Origin of the sequence: Dictyobacter vulcani (genome assembly GCF_008974265.1) — a bacterium.
Classification (GTDB): Bacteria; Chloroflexota; Ktedonobacteria; order Ktedonobacterales; family Ktedonobacteraceae; genus Dictyobacter; species Dictyobacter vulcani.
In genome coordinates this window covers 4,122,845-4,140,156 of record NZ_BKZW01000001.1, presented here as the reverse complement: position 1 = coordinate 4,140,156, position 17,312 = coordinate 4,122,845, and the positions used below count along the sequence as shown (strand labels likewise).

14 protein-coding genes are annotated in these 17,312 nt (G+C 50.4%); 11 read left to right on the top strand and 3 right to left on the bottom strand.

The annotated features are described in order from the left end of the window. Positions 1 to 59: 59 nt before the first annotated feature. The 9 genes from KDW_RS17665 to KDW_RS17625 all read left to right on the top strand — a co-directional run bounded on the left by KDW_RS17665 (position 60) and on the right by KDW_RS17625 (position 11,361). Complete coding sequence (locus KDW_RS17665) at positions 60 to 839, top strand: hypothetical protein (protein WP_162005332.1); 780 nt, start codon at positions 60 to 62, stop codon at positions 837 to 839. A gap of 52 nt (positions 840 to 891) precedes the next feature. Beyond that, complete coding sequence (locus KDW_RS17660; RefSeq protein ID WP_151757167.1) at positions 892 to 2,334, top strand: hypothetical protein; 1,443 nt, start codon at positions 892 to 894, stop codon at positions 2,332 to 2,334. Positions 2,335 to 2,729: 395 nt separating this feature from the next. Next, complete coding sequence (locus tag KDW_RS17655; RefSeq protein WP_162005331.1) at positions 2,730 to 3,968, top strand: peptide ABC transporter substrate-binding protein; 1,239 nt, start codon at positions 2,730 to 2,732, stop codon at positions 3,966 to 3,968. Beyond that, a complete protein-coding gene (locus KDW_RS17650) occupies positions 3,923 to 4,474 on the top strand; it encodes a periplasmic substrate-binding domain-containing protein (protein WP_151757165.1) in 552 nt (183 codons plus the stop codon). Before KDW_RS17655 ends, KDW_RS17650 begins: the two co-directional genes overlap by 46 nt. 547 nt (positions 4,475 to 5,021) lie before the next feature. Then, complete coding sequence (locus tag KDW_RS17645) at positions 5,022 to 6,731, top strand: peptide ABC transporter substrate-binding protein (protein WP_151757164.1); 1,710 nt, start codon at positions 5,022 to 5,024, stop codon at positions 6,729 to 6,731. Between the two features lie 513 nt (positions 6,732 to 7,244). After that, complete coding sequence (locus KDW_RS17640; RefSeq protein ID WP_151757163.1) at positions 7,245 to 8,204, top strand: ABC transporter permease; 960 nt, start codon at positions 7,245 to 7,247, stop codon at positions 8,202 to 8,204. 8 nt (positions 8,205 to 8,212) lie between these two features. After that, entirely contained in the window at positions 8,213 to 9,346 is a 1,134-nt protein-coding gene (locus KDW_RS17635) for an ABC transporter permease (protein WP_151757162.1), read from the top strand. 17 nt (positions 9,347 to 9,363) lie between these two features. After that, a complete protein-coding gene (locus KDW_RS17630; RefSeq protein WP_151757161.1) occupies positions 9,364 to 10,341 on the top strand; it encodes an ABC transporter ATP-binding protein in 978 nt (325 codons plus the stop codon). Positions 10,342 to 10,356: 15 nt separating this feature from the next. Beyond that, entirely contained in the window at positions 10,357 to 11,361 is a 1,005-nt protein-coding gene (locus KDW_RS17625) for an ABC transporter ATP-binding protein (protein ID WP_151757160.1), read from the top strand. Between the two features lie 44 nt (positions 11,362 to 11,405). Here the strand turns inward: KDW_RS17625 and KDW_RS17620 are convergent, their stop codons facing one another. After that, positions 11,406 to 11,801: a response regulator transcription factor gene (locus KDW_RS17620; RefSeq protein WP_162005330.1), complete on the bottom strand. Its 396-nt coding sequence runs from the start codon at positions 11,799 to 11,801 to the stop codon at positions 11,406 to 11,408. Positions 11,802 to 11,952: 151 nt separating this feature from the next. Continuing rightward, positions 11,953 to 12,390: a response regulator transcription factor gene (locus KDW_RS17615; RefSeq protein ID WP_162005329.1), complete on the bottom strand. Its 438-nt coding sequence runs from the start codon at positions 12,388 to 12,390 to the stop codon at positions 11,953 to 11,955. 410 nt (positions 12,391 to 12,800) lie between these two features. On the opposite strand from KDW_RS17615, the gene KDW_RS17610 reads away from it, so the two are divergent. After that, positions 12,801 to 13,820, top strand: coding sequence for a ThiF family adenylyltransferase (locus tag KDW_RS17610; RefSeq protein ID WP_151757403.1), 1,020 nt, complete (start codon positions 12,801 to 12,803; stop codon positions 13,818 to 13,820). A gap of 198 nt (positions 13,821 to 14,018) precedes the next feature. Then, complete coding sequence (gene metG / locus KDW_RS17605; RefSeq protein ID WP_151757157.1) at positions 14,019 to 15,689, top strand: methionine--tRNA ligase; 1,671 nt, start codon at positions 14,019 to 14,021, stop codon at positions 15,687 to 15,689. Positions 15,690 to 16,295: 606 nt separating this feature from the next. Here the strand turns inward: metG and KDW_RS17595 are convergent. Next, the gene (locus KDW_RS17595) at positions 16,296 to 17,306 is read right to left on the bottom strand and encodes an ROK family protein (protein ID WP_151757155.1); all 1,011 of its coding nucleotides are present in this window, start codon (positions 17,304 to 17,306) and stop codon (positions 16,296 to 16,298) included. Between the last annotated feature and the right edge of the window lie 6 nt (positions 17,307 to 17,312).

Here is a 17,312-nt window from a genome sequence, read left to right as displayed (position 1 = left end):
AAACAGGCAAAGGCGATCTCCGGTCGCCTCTGCCCCGAAAGCTGAAGGGACACTTCGTTATGGGTATACAATTCTTACGTGGAAATCCACAAGCCCCTAAAGGGCATGCTATTTTCATAGCAAGAAGTAGAAGCAACTCGCGAGTTGTCTATAGTACCTATTGTCTCGTACCACCAATACCCATGTCGATCGCGAAGTATCTACCTCCACTCTTTGCCGCCCAGATTTCCTCCGAGGAACTACAAGGAGCCGAGAGTATCTCAGGTATGCCCATTCCACCAATGCTTGAAGAAGGAATGAGCCTGGAACAATTGGAAGCATTGGCAGACCGTCGTGGTGACGATCTGTGCGATATTGGTTCGACCTCAAGTGAAGAGGTCGAGCGTATGCAAATGGCGGCTACCAGCTGCCAGGAATATGCTCAACTCTATGCCAATACCATTCCACAAGCCAGTCAACTCGCGCAGGAACCAACCAAAAACACTATTGCGGAAGCAACCCCGATTGAGAATCTGGATGCCGAGGAACTCCTGCTGCAAACTATGTCTGAACGGCAAAAATTAGCTGAAGTTGGCAAACTTGTGGGTATGGCTCGCTATGCTCTTGAGGGGCAGGATAAAACATTGCTCCAGGATACACAACGACGCATCGAACGCCTGGCACGCCTGTTACCCGATAAATATCGTGGATCCGAAATTGCAAAGGCGGCCACCGCACCCAATGAGCGCGGCGCGAAATTGGCGGAACTCTATTTAAGTCGAGCCTATAAACTTATCGATGAAGAATATGCAGAAATTCCCCGTATAGAAAATGCTATTCGTGAATTAAAAGAGGGATAACATTTCTATACATGTTCTTATAAATACGTACTTACATATGTAGGAGTCATAAATGGCTGCAGTAGAACTGAGAGTGGACCTCTCAACGCTGATTGATGCAGTAATCAGCGGAGACAATGCGCGCATTATTTCAAGTGCCCGCGCGCTATTAGAAAAAGAACGTAATGCCGATGTCTTGATCGGCCGTATCGGTGTACTCGCCAGTAAAGGCGATCCAGAGGGTCATGTCACCATTGCCCTGGCGGCAGCGACCATGCTGGCTCGCTTTCTGCGCGCCCGACCAGCCCCATTGGATACTGAAGTACCATCACAGATGCGTGCACTACCATTATTCGTACGGGCCCTGATCGCGGCAGCACCAGCTATTCGCAATGGTCAAAACGCTACCTATGAGAAGCCCAAACCCTTCTTCCCGAGTGAGCTGCTCGATGAGAACAAAAGCGTCAACTATGTTATGAATCAGGCCGTGCTGGAGAACGACGCCAAAATGGCGGAGCGCATCCTGCTCGGACTCTTTAGTACCGGCGCTGACTATCGAACCATGCAGGTGCGTGCCTACGAATCCGTCTCCACGACCTTTGGCAACGGGGGACACCCACTGATCTATACAGTGCGTGGCTTCCAGCTACTGGATGCGGTGGAATGGGGTGACGAGGTCCCAACCATACTACACTGGCTGGCTCCTCACCTGCCACTACAGCCACAAAAACCTGAGCCGGCCTGGGCCAAAGTCGTGCGTGACTACATCGCTGAACCGAAACACAGCATTGCCAGTGTACGCACACGCCTCTCAGCACCTAAAAATGCCAGCGCCCTGCCTTTACAGCAGGTTATTCTCAGCGATGCAGAGACCGCTCACGTCTGTGACAACGTCTATGATGTGCTCATCAAAGGCGAAGCCTCGCCAGTCGCAGTAGCCTCAGTGATCGCGCTGGCCGCAGCTACCATTCTTCAGCAAATCGGCGACGAAGATCGGGAACTGTTTATCCGCGCTGGACATGGCTTATTGTTTGCTTCGGCGGCACATAATGCCTTCCGCCAGGTGCAGGATGAAGAAGTCTACAATCTGCTCTTCACCGCAGCATCCTATGTCAATAGCCTCTTTAAAGAGTTGGCCCCACAGTTTGCTCCCGCCGCCCAGCCACAGGCTGGCGTTCATACTGGTACCGGCGGTGGCCTGATCGCGGTCAGCCAGCTAGAGACGCTGGAGAGCCAGTTGCAGAACAAAGATCTGCATGGTGCTTTCGCCACAGCACAGCGCTATTTGAAGCTAGGTCATGATCCACGTGCACTCTTCGGTAGCATCGGTCTGGTCGCTGCCATGAACGACATCACGCTTGATCAGGGCCATGCATTGCAAATCGTGCAGGCAGCAGGTGAAGAATTTATCAGCTGGCCAAGGGATCTTGCCAGCACGCATATCGAGAGCTATCTGCACATCGCCCTGCGGGCCGCGGCCCTGGGCAAACGCGATGCCCTCAGTTCGCAGTTGTAACAACAGCTCGTTGAAAAAGCATGCGCACAGCATATGTGTCTGTGCGCATGCGCATGAACCACACACGTTCACAATAAAGCAGTGGCCTCCTGGCTGAATATTCATGTGCGCCATAGAGCTCAAGCATAACGGCGACGCGATAAAAACAACCAGAGGTACCACTGCTTTCTATGTATGAGTTAGTGTTTGATTCCCACTCTCAGCGGGGAGCGTGCTAACAGTCGCACTCGGGCACTGAAGCGCCCATACTTCTTTGGTGCGAAAACTCATGCAGAGAAACTATGGAACACATGGGAATCAAACCCGAACTTACATACAATTGAATGACCACTCCCCCATAAACTATGACATGGCAAAAAGGATTTTTGTCCGTGAACTTGAAGGAGATGCTCTCGATGTCAATTGGAAGAAGATACTCAACGGCAGACAAGCAGCGCCCAATACCTGCGCTCTTGCTCCTGAGCTGTCTCTTGACGCTGCTCCTGGCAGCCTGCAGCAATCCATTTGGCGGTGGTGACACCACCAATCAGATGCACACCAAAGCGCCACTCAGCAAACAAATTTTCACCGCCCCATTGGTGGGCATAGCCGACTTTGATACACTGGATCCAGCGCTCGCCCATGATCCAATCTCACTCAAAGCAATTCAGATGATGTTTACAGGACTCGTACAGCTGGACAGTAAGCTTCACATTCAACCTCAACTGGCAAAATCCTGGCAACTGGGAAGCGATGGCGTCACCTGGACCTTTAAGCTGAAACCGCATCTCACCTTTAGTGATGGCACCCCATTAACTTCAGCCGATGTGGCATATAGTCTGGATCGTGCCTTACAGCCAGATACAAAGTCCACCGTGGCCCCTATCTATTTACGCCTGATCAAAGACTCCGACCAGTTGCTAGCTGGCCGCATCACCACACTCATCAACGACAGTATCCAGACACCAGATGCCCAGACGGTCGTCATCACCACCAGCAAACAGTCCGCTTATTTTCTCTCAATGTTGACCAATCCTTGCTCTTATGTCGTACAAAAAAGCCTGATTACAAAATACAAGACCCAGTTTACTGACCATCTCAACGAAGGCGGTGGGGCCGGACCCTTCAAAGTTGCGACCTATGCCCATCGCTCGCATATCGACTTTGTACCAAATAAAAAATACTATAATGCCCAACCGCAACTACAAAAAGTCTCCTACGTTTTTTATCAGACCGGCCAGGAAGCCTATCAGGCCTATACCAATCATCAGCTTGACATGACTGGCGTCCCGATGAATACCTTTGCCAGCGACATGAAACGCACAGATTTCCATCAAATTCCCCAGCAGTGGATCAACTACTATGCCATGAACTATCTGGCCAAACCGTTCGATAATATCCATATCCGGCAGGCCTTTGCCCTCGCAATCGACAAAGTGGCCATTGCCAGAGATATATGGAAAAACACTGCCAGAGCCACGAACCATATTGTTCCCGAAGGGATGCCAGACTACAACGCCCAGATCACGGGTCCTGACGGCACCACCAATCTGGGGGAAACCCGAAAAAAGCACAGGCACTTCTGCAACAAGGTTTACAAGAAGAAAAGTTGCAGACCACAGCAGAGCTACCACCGATCCAGCTTACCTATGTAGCTGAAAACAATACATTTAGCCAGGAAGTCAAAGTCCTGATCCAGACATGGCAAAAAGTCCTCAAGGTTCAGGTAACGCCTGAAGCAGTGGACTATAATACCTTGCTGGACAAAGTTACTGGCGCCACCGGCAATGCCAACGGTATCCAGATGTGGGGACTGGCCTGGGTAGGAGAATATCCAGATCCACAGGATTGGCTTTCGCAGCAGTTTGCTAAGGGTTCGCCAAACAATAATATGAATTATGGACAGAACACCAGCGGCACAGCAGCACAACAGCAACTTGTACAGAAACAATTACAGGATGCGGATGAGAATCTTACTGCCAGTGAACGCCAGCAAAGTTATCAAAATGCCGAACAACAACTCATCAATGATGTCGCCTGGCTGCCAATGCAACAGGTCACAGAAACCTTTTTGCGCAGTCCCGCCATTGTAGGTATTGTAGATAACGCCCAGAATACCATCGCCCCGGATGATTGGGCCAGAATTTACCGCGTCCAATAAACCATACGTCCCTCTTAAAAAAGGATGAAGAAGATAGTTACATCTCCTTCATCCTTTTTTAAGGCCAGATTTATGCAATACTACTAAATATGCCAGCCATCCACACCTCGCCATAAATATATCCCAATCGCTCATAGGACAAAGCAAAAATCACACATTCAGCCCAAACTTTAAAAGATTTTTTTATTTCTCCATTTTATCTGGTCATATTGTGTGAGATTTACCCAAGGCATGACGTAATTATTATACAAAGACCAATAATCACAGTTACATTTCACACTGAGCTGTCCCTATTTCTATACCCTGATAGCTCGTATACGTTTACTGTGAATGGTTACTGTGAATGGTTACTGTATGTATGATCATGGAAAACAACACTTTTTAACTAGTAGAATGAAAAGTGGTCCATGAAAAAGACAGGGCAAAACTTCTTTCGTCGATGGAAGCATGTGATGAAGCAATAACTGATCCAGATATTGCCACATATCACTGAAGCGAAAAGATTTTCCTGTTATTCATCTTTATTCCTTTATAAGGAGAAGTCTTCATGCGAGCGAAAAAGCAATCAGCCTTAGGGGTCGTAGCAACAATGCTGATCCTGATGGCAACCATCCTGAGCGCCTGTGGCACTTCAGGATCGACGAACAATACCGGCAAAGCGCCAGCCGACAAACAAGTATTTAACTGGCCACTGGTCGGAATTGCGGACATCAAAACATTCGATCCAGCAATGGCCACCACTCAGACTTCCTTGCAGGCCATCGGTATGGTCTTCACCGGTCTGGTTTCACTGGATAACGACCAGAAAGTCGTGCCTGAACTGGCCGATAGCTGGAATGTTACTGATAAGGGACTCACCTATACCTTCAAATTGAAACCCGGTCTGAAGTTCAGCAGCGGTCGCGCAGTTACCTCGGCCGATGTAGCTTATAGCCTGGATCGCGCCCTACAGCCTGACCTTGCTTCGCCAGCTTCTCCTAGCTACCTGAATCTGATCAAAGATTCGGACAAACTGTTAGCTGGTAAAATCAAAACCATCATTGGTGACAGCATCACAACCCCGACACCGGACACTGTTGTCATTAAGATCACGACACCTGCTAGCTACTTCCTGGCTACCTTGACCTACTCAACCGCTTTTGTGGTTGACAAAGACCTGGTTACCAAATATGGTAACAAAAACTTCACCGACCACCTGACCGAGGGCGGCGGCACAGGTCCTTTCAAAGTTCAATCATATACCCATGGCAGAAGTATTGTCTTTGTTCCAAATCCAAACTACGCCAAAGCCAAACCAACCATCAAAGTTGTCAGCACCTTCTACAAAACCTCAGCAACCGCTTATCAGGCCTACAAAAATGGTCAGATTGACCAGGCTGCAGTGCCAACCGACTATCTGGCAGAGGCCAAAGCGGGTAAAGAGTATCACAAAATCCCTGTTCTTTCCATCTTCTACTATGGTATGAACTTCCTGGCCAAGCCATTTGACATCATCGACATCCGTAAAGCCTTTGCGCTGGCTCTGAACAAAGATGAGATCATCAAAGTTGTTTACAAGGATGTTTACACTCCAACGAACCATATCGTACCAAGTGGTATGCCTGGTTATAACGAGAACCTCAAAGGCCCGGATGGCACCACCAGCACAGCTGGTAACCCAACGCTCGCAAAACAACTGTTTGAAAAAGGTCTGCAGGAAGGTCATTATGCAAACGCTGCAGCCCTGCCAAAGATCAAATTCCAGTATGCAAGTGGTAGCCCTGATACCGACAAAGAAATCGCCGCCGCCGTGCAGCAGTGGAAAGATGTCCTGGGAGTTACCGTCCAGGCTGTCCCCACTGACTTCGAGACCTTGAGCGCTTCACTGCCTAAAACCGTTGGTAACGACAGTGTGCAGATGTTCGAGAGTGGCTGGGGCGATGACTATCCAGATCCTCAGGACTTCCTGACCCTGCAATTCACTGCTGGTTCACCAAACAACCAGACCAACTGGGGACAGAACAAATCCACTGATGCTGCTGCTCAGGTCAAAGTACAGACTGCATTGACTGCCGCTGACATTGAGCAAGATAACACCAAGCGTATGCAAGCCTACAATGATGCTGAGCAGACCCTGGTGAACGATGTCGTCTGGTTGCCAACCTTCCAGATGGCCCGCTCACGTGTGTTGAAGAGCTATATCATTGGTCGCACCTTCAACGCCGGTGACGCAACCCCTCCATTCGAGTGGGCAAAAGTCTCCGTCGCTAACCACTAGGTTATACACTGTGGCAGGTGGACCTGCCACAGTTCAGGGATAATGGACGGGAAATCGTCCATTATCCCTGATCCTATTCATCACACTGTGCAACAACATCCAATTTTCTGTTCAGGTACGTGAATTGTTGAAGGGTATATCTATTCACTGCAAGGCCATAGGCAATAATACATATATAGTAGCCAGTTACCTTGACAATAATAAAGCCCTCAAATAAAATAGCAAAAATGAGCTCATGTATAACAATCTGTTGTCGGTATTTTAAAACGGATATCTAGCGAAAGGTGCCTCGCATAGATAGAGCCGAAGCACAACAGCATAAAGGATACACGAGCAACGTCCCTCAAGTTTTTCTGTACCAGGAAACGAGGAACATTTGGCGTGCGAAGCTCAGATTCTGATGCTGTCATCCAACGTTTACCTGATTCCAATTTTGTCTATTTTGTAGCCGTTGCACAAGCACGACCATTGTAACCCTCCAGGTGTTTTGAACAAGGGAGTAGAAGGTTCAAGATGGCTCAATTTCTCATCAAAAGGCTGATTGGCCTTGTTTTTGTCCTTGTTGGCGTGACATTTATCACGTTCATCATTGGATACGCGGCGCCAGGTGATCCAATCCAGGAAATGCTCGGCAACCATTTCAATCTTGCGCAATATATGCGACTCAAGCATAGTTATGGCCTGGATCTTCCCTGGTATCAACAGTATTTCAACTACGTTTTCCGCCTCTTACGTGGTGATCTGGGTTATTCCTTCCAGACAGTGAACCGCCCGGTATTCGCGATTCTCCAGGATGGTTTACCTACTTCACTAGAACTGGGGCTCTGGGGATTATTAGTCCAGTTAATCATCGGGGTGCCCCTGGGTATCCTGGCTGCGTTGAAATCCGGTACCTGGATAGATACACTCAGCATGGGCTTAGCAATCTTCCTGTTTGCAGTTCCTTCCTTCATTCTTGCATCCCTCTTTCAGGTGGCCATTGTTTACCTCCACCTTTCCTTCGGTGTGGACTGGCCAGTTTCTGGCTGGGGCAATACCTGGCAATATAGCCCAACTGATATCCAGACAAAAATAGGTCCAATCATTATCTACGCAGCTATCGGTCTGGCGTATTTTGCTCGTCTCACCCGTACCAGCACGCTGGAAATCCTACGCCAGGATTATATCCGGACTGCACGCGCCAAGGGGCTCAAAGAGCGTATTGTGATTTATCGCCATGCGATGCGTAACGCGCTGATCCCGATCATCACAGTGCTTGGTGTCTCACTTGGCTTCCTGGTCTCAGGCGCCTTCTTCACCGAGAACGTTTTCAACATTTCGGGGATTGGCTATATTACGATCCAGTCCATCTATACACGTGACTATCCAGTCATCCAGGCAACAGCGGTGTTGTTAGCGACAGCCGTAGTGCTAGGAAATCTGGCTTCCGACTTGTTGTATACAGTAGTAGATCCGCGCATTAAAGTTTCATAGGAGAAGATATGGATACACATGATCACAAGCCCGAAACAAATGCGTCCGGATTTATAGCACCGACATCAAATGCGGTCGAGCCAGAATTTGAGCTCAGTACGGTACCGGGCCATGAAAACGCGGCGCCGATCCCAGAAGAGGCTGCTATCGCTGATAGTGCCCCGATTGATCCAAAGCCGAAAAAATCGCGCACGCCTTTTCAGGAATCACTCAGGCGTTTCCGGCGCGATAAACGTGCAATGATCAGCCTGATAGTTATCCTGTGCATAGTTGTAATTGCCATATTGGGTCCTTTTATCTATCATCATATTGGCGGACTCTACAAACAGCAATTGGGCACCCATATTATTGGCCCTGATGTCTATCATACATACGATCACCAGGAGCTAGATCGCGCTCATGAGATGCCATCGCCCCAGTATTGGCTGGGAACAGACGGTATCGGTCGTGATATATTAGCTCGCTTGATGCAAGGTATGTTGATCTCAATCGTCCTGGCAGTGGTGGTTGAAATTGTTGATATCTCACTGGGCATCACGGTTGGTGTACTGGCCGGTTATTATGGTGGTTGGATCGATCAGTTTCTAGCGCGTCTGGCTGATCTACTCTTCGCCTTTCCTGGCCTGCTGTTCATCATCCTGGTTGCCGGTATCCTGGGCGGCTGGGCCGATGACACCCTGGGTGCCGTTCCAGTCATTGGAGCCGGTGGTAACGCCCGTCTGCTGCTGATCTCAATCGTGCTGGCCTTTACATCCTGGCCATTAATGGCGCGCTATGTGCGTGGTCAGACATTGCAAATCAAAGAGCAACAGTACATTGAGGCCGCTAGAACCTCAGGTACCAATGACTTAACCATTTTAACGCGGCACATTGTGCCAAACCTGTTCAGCATCGTCATGGTGGCCTCAACCCTTAATATCGCTGGTACCATCATTGGTGAAGCTGGAATCAGTTATCTGGGTCTGGGTGTACGCCCCCCTGGTGCAAGTATTGGACTGATGATTTCCGATGCTTCACAGTCCCTATCAGCGTATCCCTGGGAACTCTTAGTCCCATCCTTGACACTTGTCATCATCGTGCTATCATTCTCATTTATAGGTGATGGATTGCGCGACGCTTTCGATCCTCATTCAAAAGACTAGTAAGTGGAGATAGATATATGGCAGCAAACTTGCTGGAAGTCAATAATTTAAAGACATACTTCTACACGAGAGGAGGTGTGGTCAAAGCCGTTGACGATGTCTCGTTTATCATGAAACCAGGTCAGACCCTGGGTGTTGTGGGCGAAAGCGGAAGCGGAAAAAGCGTCACCGCCCTCTCCGTGATGCGCCTGATTGCGACCCCTCCTGGCAAAATCGCTGGTGGAGAAATCCTCTTTAACGGCGAAAATATTTTAGATAAGAGTCGAGATGAGCTGACCGAACTGCGTGGAAGCAAAATCTCGATGATCTTCCAGGATCCCATGACCTCTTTGAATCCTGTGTTTACGGTCGGTTATCAAATTGCTGAGACAGTCAAGCGGCACCGCAAAGATGTCAGCAACGAGCAGGCATGGCGTCGTGCAGTTGAGATGCTGGATCTGGTGCGTATTCCAGATGCTAAACGGCGGGCAAAAAATTACCCCCACGAATTCAGTGGTGGTATGCGTCAGCGCGTGATGATCGCGATTGCGCTGGCCTGTAATCCCCAGTTGCTGATTGCAGACGAGCCCACCACCGCACTGGACGTTACCATTCAGGCACAGGTCCTGGAGCTCATGAAAGGTCTGTCACAGGAGTTTGGAACCGCTGTGATGATGATCACCCACGATCTGGGCGTTGTGGCTGGCACATGCCAATATGTCAATGTTATGTACGCCGGACACATCGTAGAGTCAGCACCCGTCAAACAGATATTTCAGACACCTGCTCATCCTTATACCGTGGGACTCCTGCAGTCGATTCCGCGTGTAGACGATGCACGTGGGGCACGACTCACGCCTATTGCTGGACAGCCACCTGACATGGTTAATATTCCCCAGGGATGTCCTTACGCCGCCCGTTGTCCAAAGGTTCAGGCTCGCTGTCGCCAGGAAAGGCCCGAGCTCCAACTCGTTGGTCGTGGCGATCAATCTGCAGCATGCTTCTATCCAAACTAGCACAAGAGGAAAACTATGGTACAACAAGTTCAGAAAACTAAAGCGATCGGAACCACACTCGTTGATGTCAAAGGCCTCAAGGTCCACTTCCCTGTAAAGGGAGGTCTCCTTGGGCGCACAGTCGGACAAGTCAAGGCTGTCGATGGCGTCGATCTCTTTGTCCGCCGTGGTGAGACACTCGGTCTGGTTGGTGAAAGTGGTTGTGGTAAATCGACCACCGGTCGCGCCATTCTGCAGTTGATCAAACCAACCGCAGGCACCGTAAAACTGGATGGCGTGGAGCTCACCACAGCTTCATCCAACGACATCCGTCGCAAGCGCGCGGAAATGCAGATGGTCTTCCAGGATCCTTATAGCTCACTGGACCCACGTTATACGATCGGTCAGATTATTTCAGAGCCACTGGAAAACTTCAAACGCGGTAACGCTAAAGAGATTCAGGAAGAGGTCGCCAATCTCATGGAGACGGTGGGCTTGAATCCTTTCTACGTCAATCGCTTCGCGCACGAGTTCAGTGGTGGTCAGCGCCAGCGTATCGGTATCGCCCGCGCGCTGGCATTGCATCCATCCTTTGTGGTCGCCGACGAGCCCGTCTCAGCGCTGGACGTGTCGATCCAGGCTCAGGTTCTGAACCTGCTGCAAGACTTGCAGGGTAAATTTGGCCTGACCTACCTGTTTGTGGCTCACAACCTCTCAGTCGTGAAACACATCAGTGACCGTGTCGCGGTTATGTACCTGGGTCGTGTCGTGGAGCTTGCCAAGAGTGAAAGCCTGTATGAGACTCCTCTGCATCCATACACCCAGGCCCTGCTCTCAGCCATTCCAGTGCCAGATCCAGAGGTTGAACTGCGTCGTAAACGTATCATTCTGGAAGGTGACGTACCCAGCCCGGTCAATCCACCCAGTGGTTGTAATTTCCATCCTCGCTGCTGGAAAGCGCAAGCCATTTGTCGTGAGGTCATCCCACCGCTGGAAGAAAAACAGTCCAATCACTATGCAGCCTGTCACTTCCCTGGTTAGTTAACCACAGTAAACAGAAACTGCAAGCAACAAGAATTAAGCGTCTAGACGGTTGTACGCCGCTCTAGACGCTTAATTCTTGCCAACAACCTGATGCGTGCAACCAGATGATGCACATCAAATGGTTTCACCACATAGTCATCGGTTCCCGCCTGGAAACCGGCGACCTTATCCTGTAAGGTTGCCATCGAGGTTAACAACATAATCGGGAGATGTTGAAAAGAGGAAACATTACGCACATAGCGACATAGATCCAGGCCGCTTTCCTGCCCCACCACCACTTCCGAGATAAGTATATCGGGCTGAGATTGAGAGAGGCTCCATTCGGCCTCTGAAATAGACCCGACACACTGTACCGTAAAATCCCCACCCAGCGCATGTTTCATTCTATCATGTATGTGTGGATCAGGATCCACAAAAAGAATATGTAACCTACGCAATACCTGTAGCTCACATGCGCACCAGCGCTGATTTATAATGACGAAGATGAATACCTACGTTTCATATCTGAAGTTATCAAGCACCAGATAGAGCTGGTAGACATCCAAAAGAAGAGTATAGAACATTTCTATATACGTACAAAGACGCGTTTTACTCACGCTCAGATTGGGTTTGTACCAGAGAATCAGTGCGGCGTTGGCGTTCGGCAGGAGTCAGGCGGAGCACACGTTCAATCGCGGCATTTAATGCAGTCGGTTTAAATGGCTTCGTCAGATACTCATCGGCACCAGAAAGCAACCCGGTCATCTGATCTTCTTCACGTGTCATCGCACTTAAAATGATCAACGGAACATTTGCGGTTTGGGCATCGCCACGTAAACAGCGTACAAGCTGATATCCATCCATCTTGGGCATCTTTACATCGATAATGACACAATCTGGCTGTTCAGCATAGACACGCTCAAGTCCTTGAACTCCATCATAAGCGACAACAACCTGATAAGAGCCCTGTAAATTCACGGCATACTTGATGAGCTCAACTATCGTTGGATTGTCATCGATAACCAATACTTTCTTTATTGCATTCATGCTGCCCATGTAGCCGCCTCTCGCAAAGAATTGCACAATGTACTGGTTACATATTTCTTCAAAAAAGAGTTTTGTACCCCTCGCATTGTAGCACAGTTATGCCCTGCTGCCAACTTTCCCAATGCGATTTCATTTTATTTTTAGGCGCCTGCGGCGCCGATAGGGGTTTATGGTGTGTGAGTGAGGTGCGGCCGCGGCCGCACCTCACTCACACACCATAAACGAGTACAGACTGACCAGTAGTCTGTCAGACATCATGTGATGGGGAGGCGGGGATGCACTAGCCCACGATACCTGTGGATCTTTTTGCGATAAATGAAATGGCCAGGTGTAATCTGGCACAATTGAATGGCGTGCTACAATACAAGGGACAGCTGTTAGTCTGTATGCTTGAGAAGGGGGGACACGCGATGCTTGAGCGCTATTCGCGACAAACCTTATTTGGTCCGATTGGGAAGATGGGACAGGAGCGCCTGAAAGAGGCGAGGGTAACAATTATCGGATGTGGGGCACTGGGAACAGTGCTGGCCAATAATCTCTGTCGCGCAGGTGTGGGCCATCTGGTGATTGCTGATCGCGATTATATTGAGATGAATAATCTCCAGCGGCAAATTCTGTTTGATGAGGATGATGTAGCAGAACATCTCCCCAAGGCGATCGCAGCGCAGCGGCGTCTGGCACGCATTAATAGTGAGGTTGAGGTTGAAGCGCTGGTCGATGATATTACTGCCGATGGCATCGAGTCACTGGTACGTGAAGCTGATCTGGTACTGGATGCCACGGACAATTTTGAGACACGCTATATCCTGAATGATGCCTGTATTAAGCACCAACGCCCCTGGATCTATAGCGGCGTGATCGCAGCCTATGGTGTGACCATGAATATCCTCCCGGGCCAGACGGCCTGCCTGCGCTGTGCATTTCCAGAACTCCCTCCTCCTGGCACGACCCCCACCTGCGATACGGCAGGCGTATTAAATGGCATCGTAGGGGCAATCACTGGTATTGTATCCACAGAAGCCTTAAAAATATTACTCAATAGTGACAGGATCTGCCGTGATATGACCTGGATGGATCTATGGGACAATACGTTTGAGCGCATTGAGATCCCCCGTCAGCCGGATTGTCCGGCCTGCGGGCAGCAACAGTTTACATTTCTGGATGCCCGTGGCAATAGCAGCACCAGTCTCTGCGGTCGCAACGCCGTTCAGGTACGTAATACGAATCCAGGACCGCAGGCAAAACTGAATTTTGTCGAATTAGCCGAACGTCTACAGCCCATCGGCACCGTCCAGTATAATAGTTATCTCTTGCGCTTCCAGGTAGATGACTATGAACTGACTGTCTTTCCCGATGCCCGCGCGATTATCAAAGGGACCGATAACGAACAGGTAGCACGCTCAGTCTATGCACGCTACATCGGCATGTAAAGAGGAGGATTCGCGGGAGCACAAAAACCTGTCTGTAATCTGGTTCTTGTACTCCCTCATCACACTTGTTATAATACCCGTGGTTCAGCTCCTGTTTTCTCTGTCATGGTTCATTGAGATACGCAGAAGATTGAATAGAAGACCCTCCCCACACACAACACAATCCTTCAAACCTATAAAGGGAGTACAATAAATTTTATGAGTGAACATATTCTTGTCTGCGTAGCCTGGCCGTACGCAAAAACATCGACGCACGTTGGACAGGTTGCCGGGGCCTATCTGCCGGCAGATACCTTTGCACGCTATCATCGCATGGCAGGAAACCAGGTGCTGATGGTCTCAGGTAGCGATGAGCATGGCACCCCGATCATGGTTGAATCCGAGCGCTTAGGCATTTCGCCCCGCGAATTTGTCGCCAACTATCACCGCCAGATTACTGAAGTCTGGGAGAACCTCGGCATCTCCTGGGATCTCTATACCGAGACCGGTACCCAGAATCATTATCAGATTACGCAAGATTTTTTCCTGACACTGCTCGATAAAGGCTATATCTTCAAAGACAGTATGCAGTCCGCTTATTGTCCTACCGATCGCCGCTTCTTGCCAGATCGCTATGTAGAAGGCACCTGCCCACTATGTGGCTATACAGAAGCCCGTGGGGACCAGTGTGATAACTGCGGTCACACACTGGATCCAATCGATCTGCTTGACGCCAGATGTAAGCTGTGTGGCAGTAAGAACAGTAAGCTTGAGATGCGTATGACCGAGCATTTCTTCCTGGATCTGCCCAAACTACAAGAGCCACTGATGAAATGGCTCGAACAGGGCAAAGAACACTGGCGTCCTAACACACTGGCCTTTGCCATGAACTGGCTGAAAGAGGGTCTGCGTGCGCGTGCCATCACCAGAGATCTGGACTGGGGTGTGCCAATTCCACTGGAAGGTTACGAAGACAAACGTATCTATGTCTGGTTTGATGCCGTAATTGGCTATTATTCCGCCTCAGTTGAATGGGCCAACCAGCAGGGCAATCCCGAAGCCTGGAAGACCTGGTGGGTACCAGGACAGGTCGAGCCAGCAGTCAAACCTTACTACTTTATTGGTAAGGATAATATTCCTTTCCATACCATCATCTGGCCAGCCATGCTGCTGGGCTATGGGAACCGCAATCTGCCGTATGATGTGCCCGCCAACGAGTTCATGACCATGAGTGGAGCCAAGGCCTCCAGTAGCCGTGGTAATGTGATCTGGACCAAAGATGTGCTGGACAAATATGGGGCTGACACGTTGCGCTACTATCTCTCAGCCACGGCTCCTGAAGGACGCGACAGCGACTTTACCTTTGATGAGATGTTGCGTCGCAACAACGACGAACTGGTCGCGACATATGGCAATGTCATCCACCGCACCCTGACCTTTTTGCAAAGCAAATTCGGTGGTGTCGTCCCGCAACCGCAAGCCCTGCGTCCTGTGGATCAGGCCATCCTGGCCGAGCTTGAGAACGGCTTCAAGGTCGTTGGCGAGCAAATCTCACAGTGCCACTTTAAAGAGGGCCTGAACAGCGCTATGATCGTCGCCCGAGCCGCCAATCGCTATCTGGACGAACAGGCACCATGGAAACAGATCAAAGTAGATCGTGAGGCCGCCGGCACCACCATCTACACCATGATACAAGTCCTGAGTGGCTTACGCTTGTTGTTCTGTCCCTACCTGCCATTCTCATCGCAGAAGCTGCATGGCTATCTAGGTTTTGAAGGCGAAGTCAGCACCCAGCGCTGGCAACGCCAGGATATTCCAGCCGGAATCACCCTGCCCAAACCCAGTCCCCTCTTCCCAAAATTAGAAGAGGCCGTAGCCACCGTAGAATAAGCAACAACCGTAGCGGCAGGTCTTGTATCTGCGATCAGTACACGTAAGCCATGTCCCTGAAACCCGTCGTCGTGTAAAAGCAAGCGTATCCAAGCGCGTCCAGCATGCTGCTGGTGCTTGTTCGTACGTCAACAGATCGCAGCGACAAGCGCCAATACTTTTCGTTTAAGCGCTTTTGTGGCCATAAAAATAGGTGGAGAAAAGCAGCGGATCGTACGTGGAGAGGGCGCCACACGTGAGGCCGGCATGCGGCGTGATGGTGGAGCAAGGGGCTCAACGAGCATCGCATGCCTGTGGCGCCTACACCGAGACGGATCCTGTTTCGTGATCCTCTCCGAGAAGGTACGGGGAGGATCCACACGATCCCTGTAGGCGCCACAGCACTGCGAAGTCGTTCGTGCACGCTGGCCTGCGCAAACGTAGCAGTGCGGCCTCCGCGTGTGGCGCCCTCTCCACGTACACCTTGCTTGCTGGTCACGTCGAACCATCTCTCAACGTCTCGCTAACCGAAAAGTATTGGCGACCAGCGCTGCCGGTACGCCTACCAAAAACAAGCCGGGCGTATGCAAGATACGTCCGGCTTGTCTGGTTTAGCGGTGGTGGGAATCAGTTTTTGGTATCAACGGCATAACCGGTGCGCATGGCTCCCAGGGCAGCGGCACCTGCAACACCAGAAAAATCGCCTAATTTGGCACGTACGATCGGCGTTTGTTTACCGGATGCCGAGAGGGCAACGGTACGGGCACGACTGACGGCGGTCTCAAACAAGAGATCCACGGCCTCAATTACGCCACCACCGAGGATAATGCAATCGGGATTGTAGAAGTTCATAATCGATCCCAATCCATAGCCCAGGTAGTTGGCAGCTTCCGTCACAATTTCAGTGACCAGTTCATCTTTGTGGTCGATGGCATTGGCAATGATACCAGAGCGAATAATGGTATCCCCTTCTTTGAGCTGTCCCAGAGCATCGTCGGCCAGGATTGAAGGACGGCCATGGTGCATCTCGGCCAGGATCGCTTTGGTGATCGCGGTACGCGAGGCATAAGCCTCAAGACAGCCACGTGAACCACAGCCACAGATACGACCGCCAGCCTGGATAGTCATATGTCCGGCTTCGCCAGCTGTTCCGGTCAAACCGGTATACATGCGACCATTCTGCACAATACCGGATCCAATGCCAGTACCAACGAAGAGGCAGACAAAGTTATTATAGCCACGGCCAGAACCATACAGGCTTTCGCCCATGGCAGCAACCTCTACATCATTGCCAACCACGACAGGTAAGTTGAAGCGCTTATTTAAGATCTCACCCAGGGCCATATTCCGTACGCCCAGGTTCGGAGCATCCAGCACGACGCCCGCGGCACGATCAATCTGTCCGGCGGCACCGACACCAATGGCCAATAATTCCGCATCATCGGGAAGCTTCGCCGCAGTAATTGCAGCATTTGCCAGCTCAATTGTGCGCTGCGACACAAAATCCTGTCCACGTTCCGCACGAGTTCGCTTACGTGCGGAAGCCACAACGCTTCCTGAGGAAAGATCAATCACTGCGGCAAGGGTCTTGGTACCGCCCAGATCAATCCCCAATGCATAGGACTTTGACTTTGGCATTATGCA

What these genes read in the sequence shown, in the direction of transcription:
- KDW_RS17665 (WP_162005332.1), top strand. Translation starts at nt 60, where the DNA reads ATGGGTATACAATTCTTACGTGGAAATCCACAAGCCCCTAAAGGGCAT.
- KDW_RS17660 (WP_151757167.1), top strand. Translation starts at nt 892, where the DNA reads ATGGCTGCAGTAGAACTGAGAGTGGACCTCTCAACGCTGATTGATGCA.
- KDW_RS17655 (WP_162005331.1), top strand. Translation starts at nt 2,730, where the DNA reads ATGTCAATTGGAAGAAGATACTCAACGGCAGACAAGCAGCGCCCAATA.
- KDW_RS17645 (WP_151757164.1), top strand. Translation starts at nt 5,022, where the DNA reads ATGCGAGCGAAAAAGCAATCAGCCTTAGGGGTCGTAGCAACAATGCTG.
- KDW_RS17640 (WP_151757163.1), top strand. Translation starts at nt 7,245, where the DNA reads ATGGCTCAATTTCTCATCAAAAGGCTGATTGGCCTTGTTTTTGTCCTT.
- KDW_RS17635 (WP_151757162.1), top strand. Translation starts at nt 8,213, where the DNA reads ATGGATACACATGATCACAAGCCCGAAACAAATGCGTCCGGATTTATA.
- KDW_RS17630 (WP_151757161.1), top strand. Translation starts at nt 9,364, where the DNA reads ATGGCAGCAAACTTGCTGGAAGTCAATAATTTAAAGACATACTTCTAC.
- KDW_RS17625 (WP_151757160.1), top strand. Translation starts at nt 10,357, where the DNA reads ATGGTACAACAAGTTCAGAAAACTAAAGCGATCGGAACCACACTCGTT.
- KDW_RS17615 (WP_162005329.1), bottom strand. Translation starts at nt 12,390, where the DNA reads ATGAATGCAATAAAGAAAGTATTGGTTATCGATGACAATCCAACGATA.
- KDW_RS17610 (WP_151757403.1), top strand. Translation starts at nt 12,801, where the DNA reads ATGCTTGAGCGCTATTCGCGACAAACCTTATTTGGTCCGATTGGGAAG.
- metG (WP_151757157.1), top strand. Translation starts at nt 14,019, where the DNA reads ATGAGTGAACATATTCTTGTCTGCGTAGCCTGGCCGTACGCAAAAACA.
- KDW_RS17595 (WP_151757155.1), bottom strand. Translation starts at nt 17,306, where the DNA reads ATGCCAAAGTCAAAGTCCTATGCATTGGGGATTGATCTGGGCGGTACC.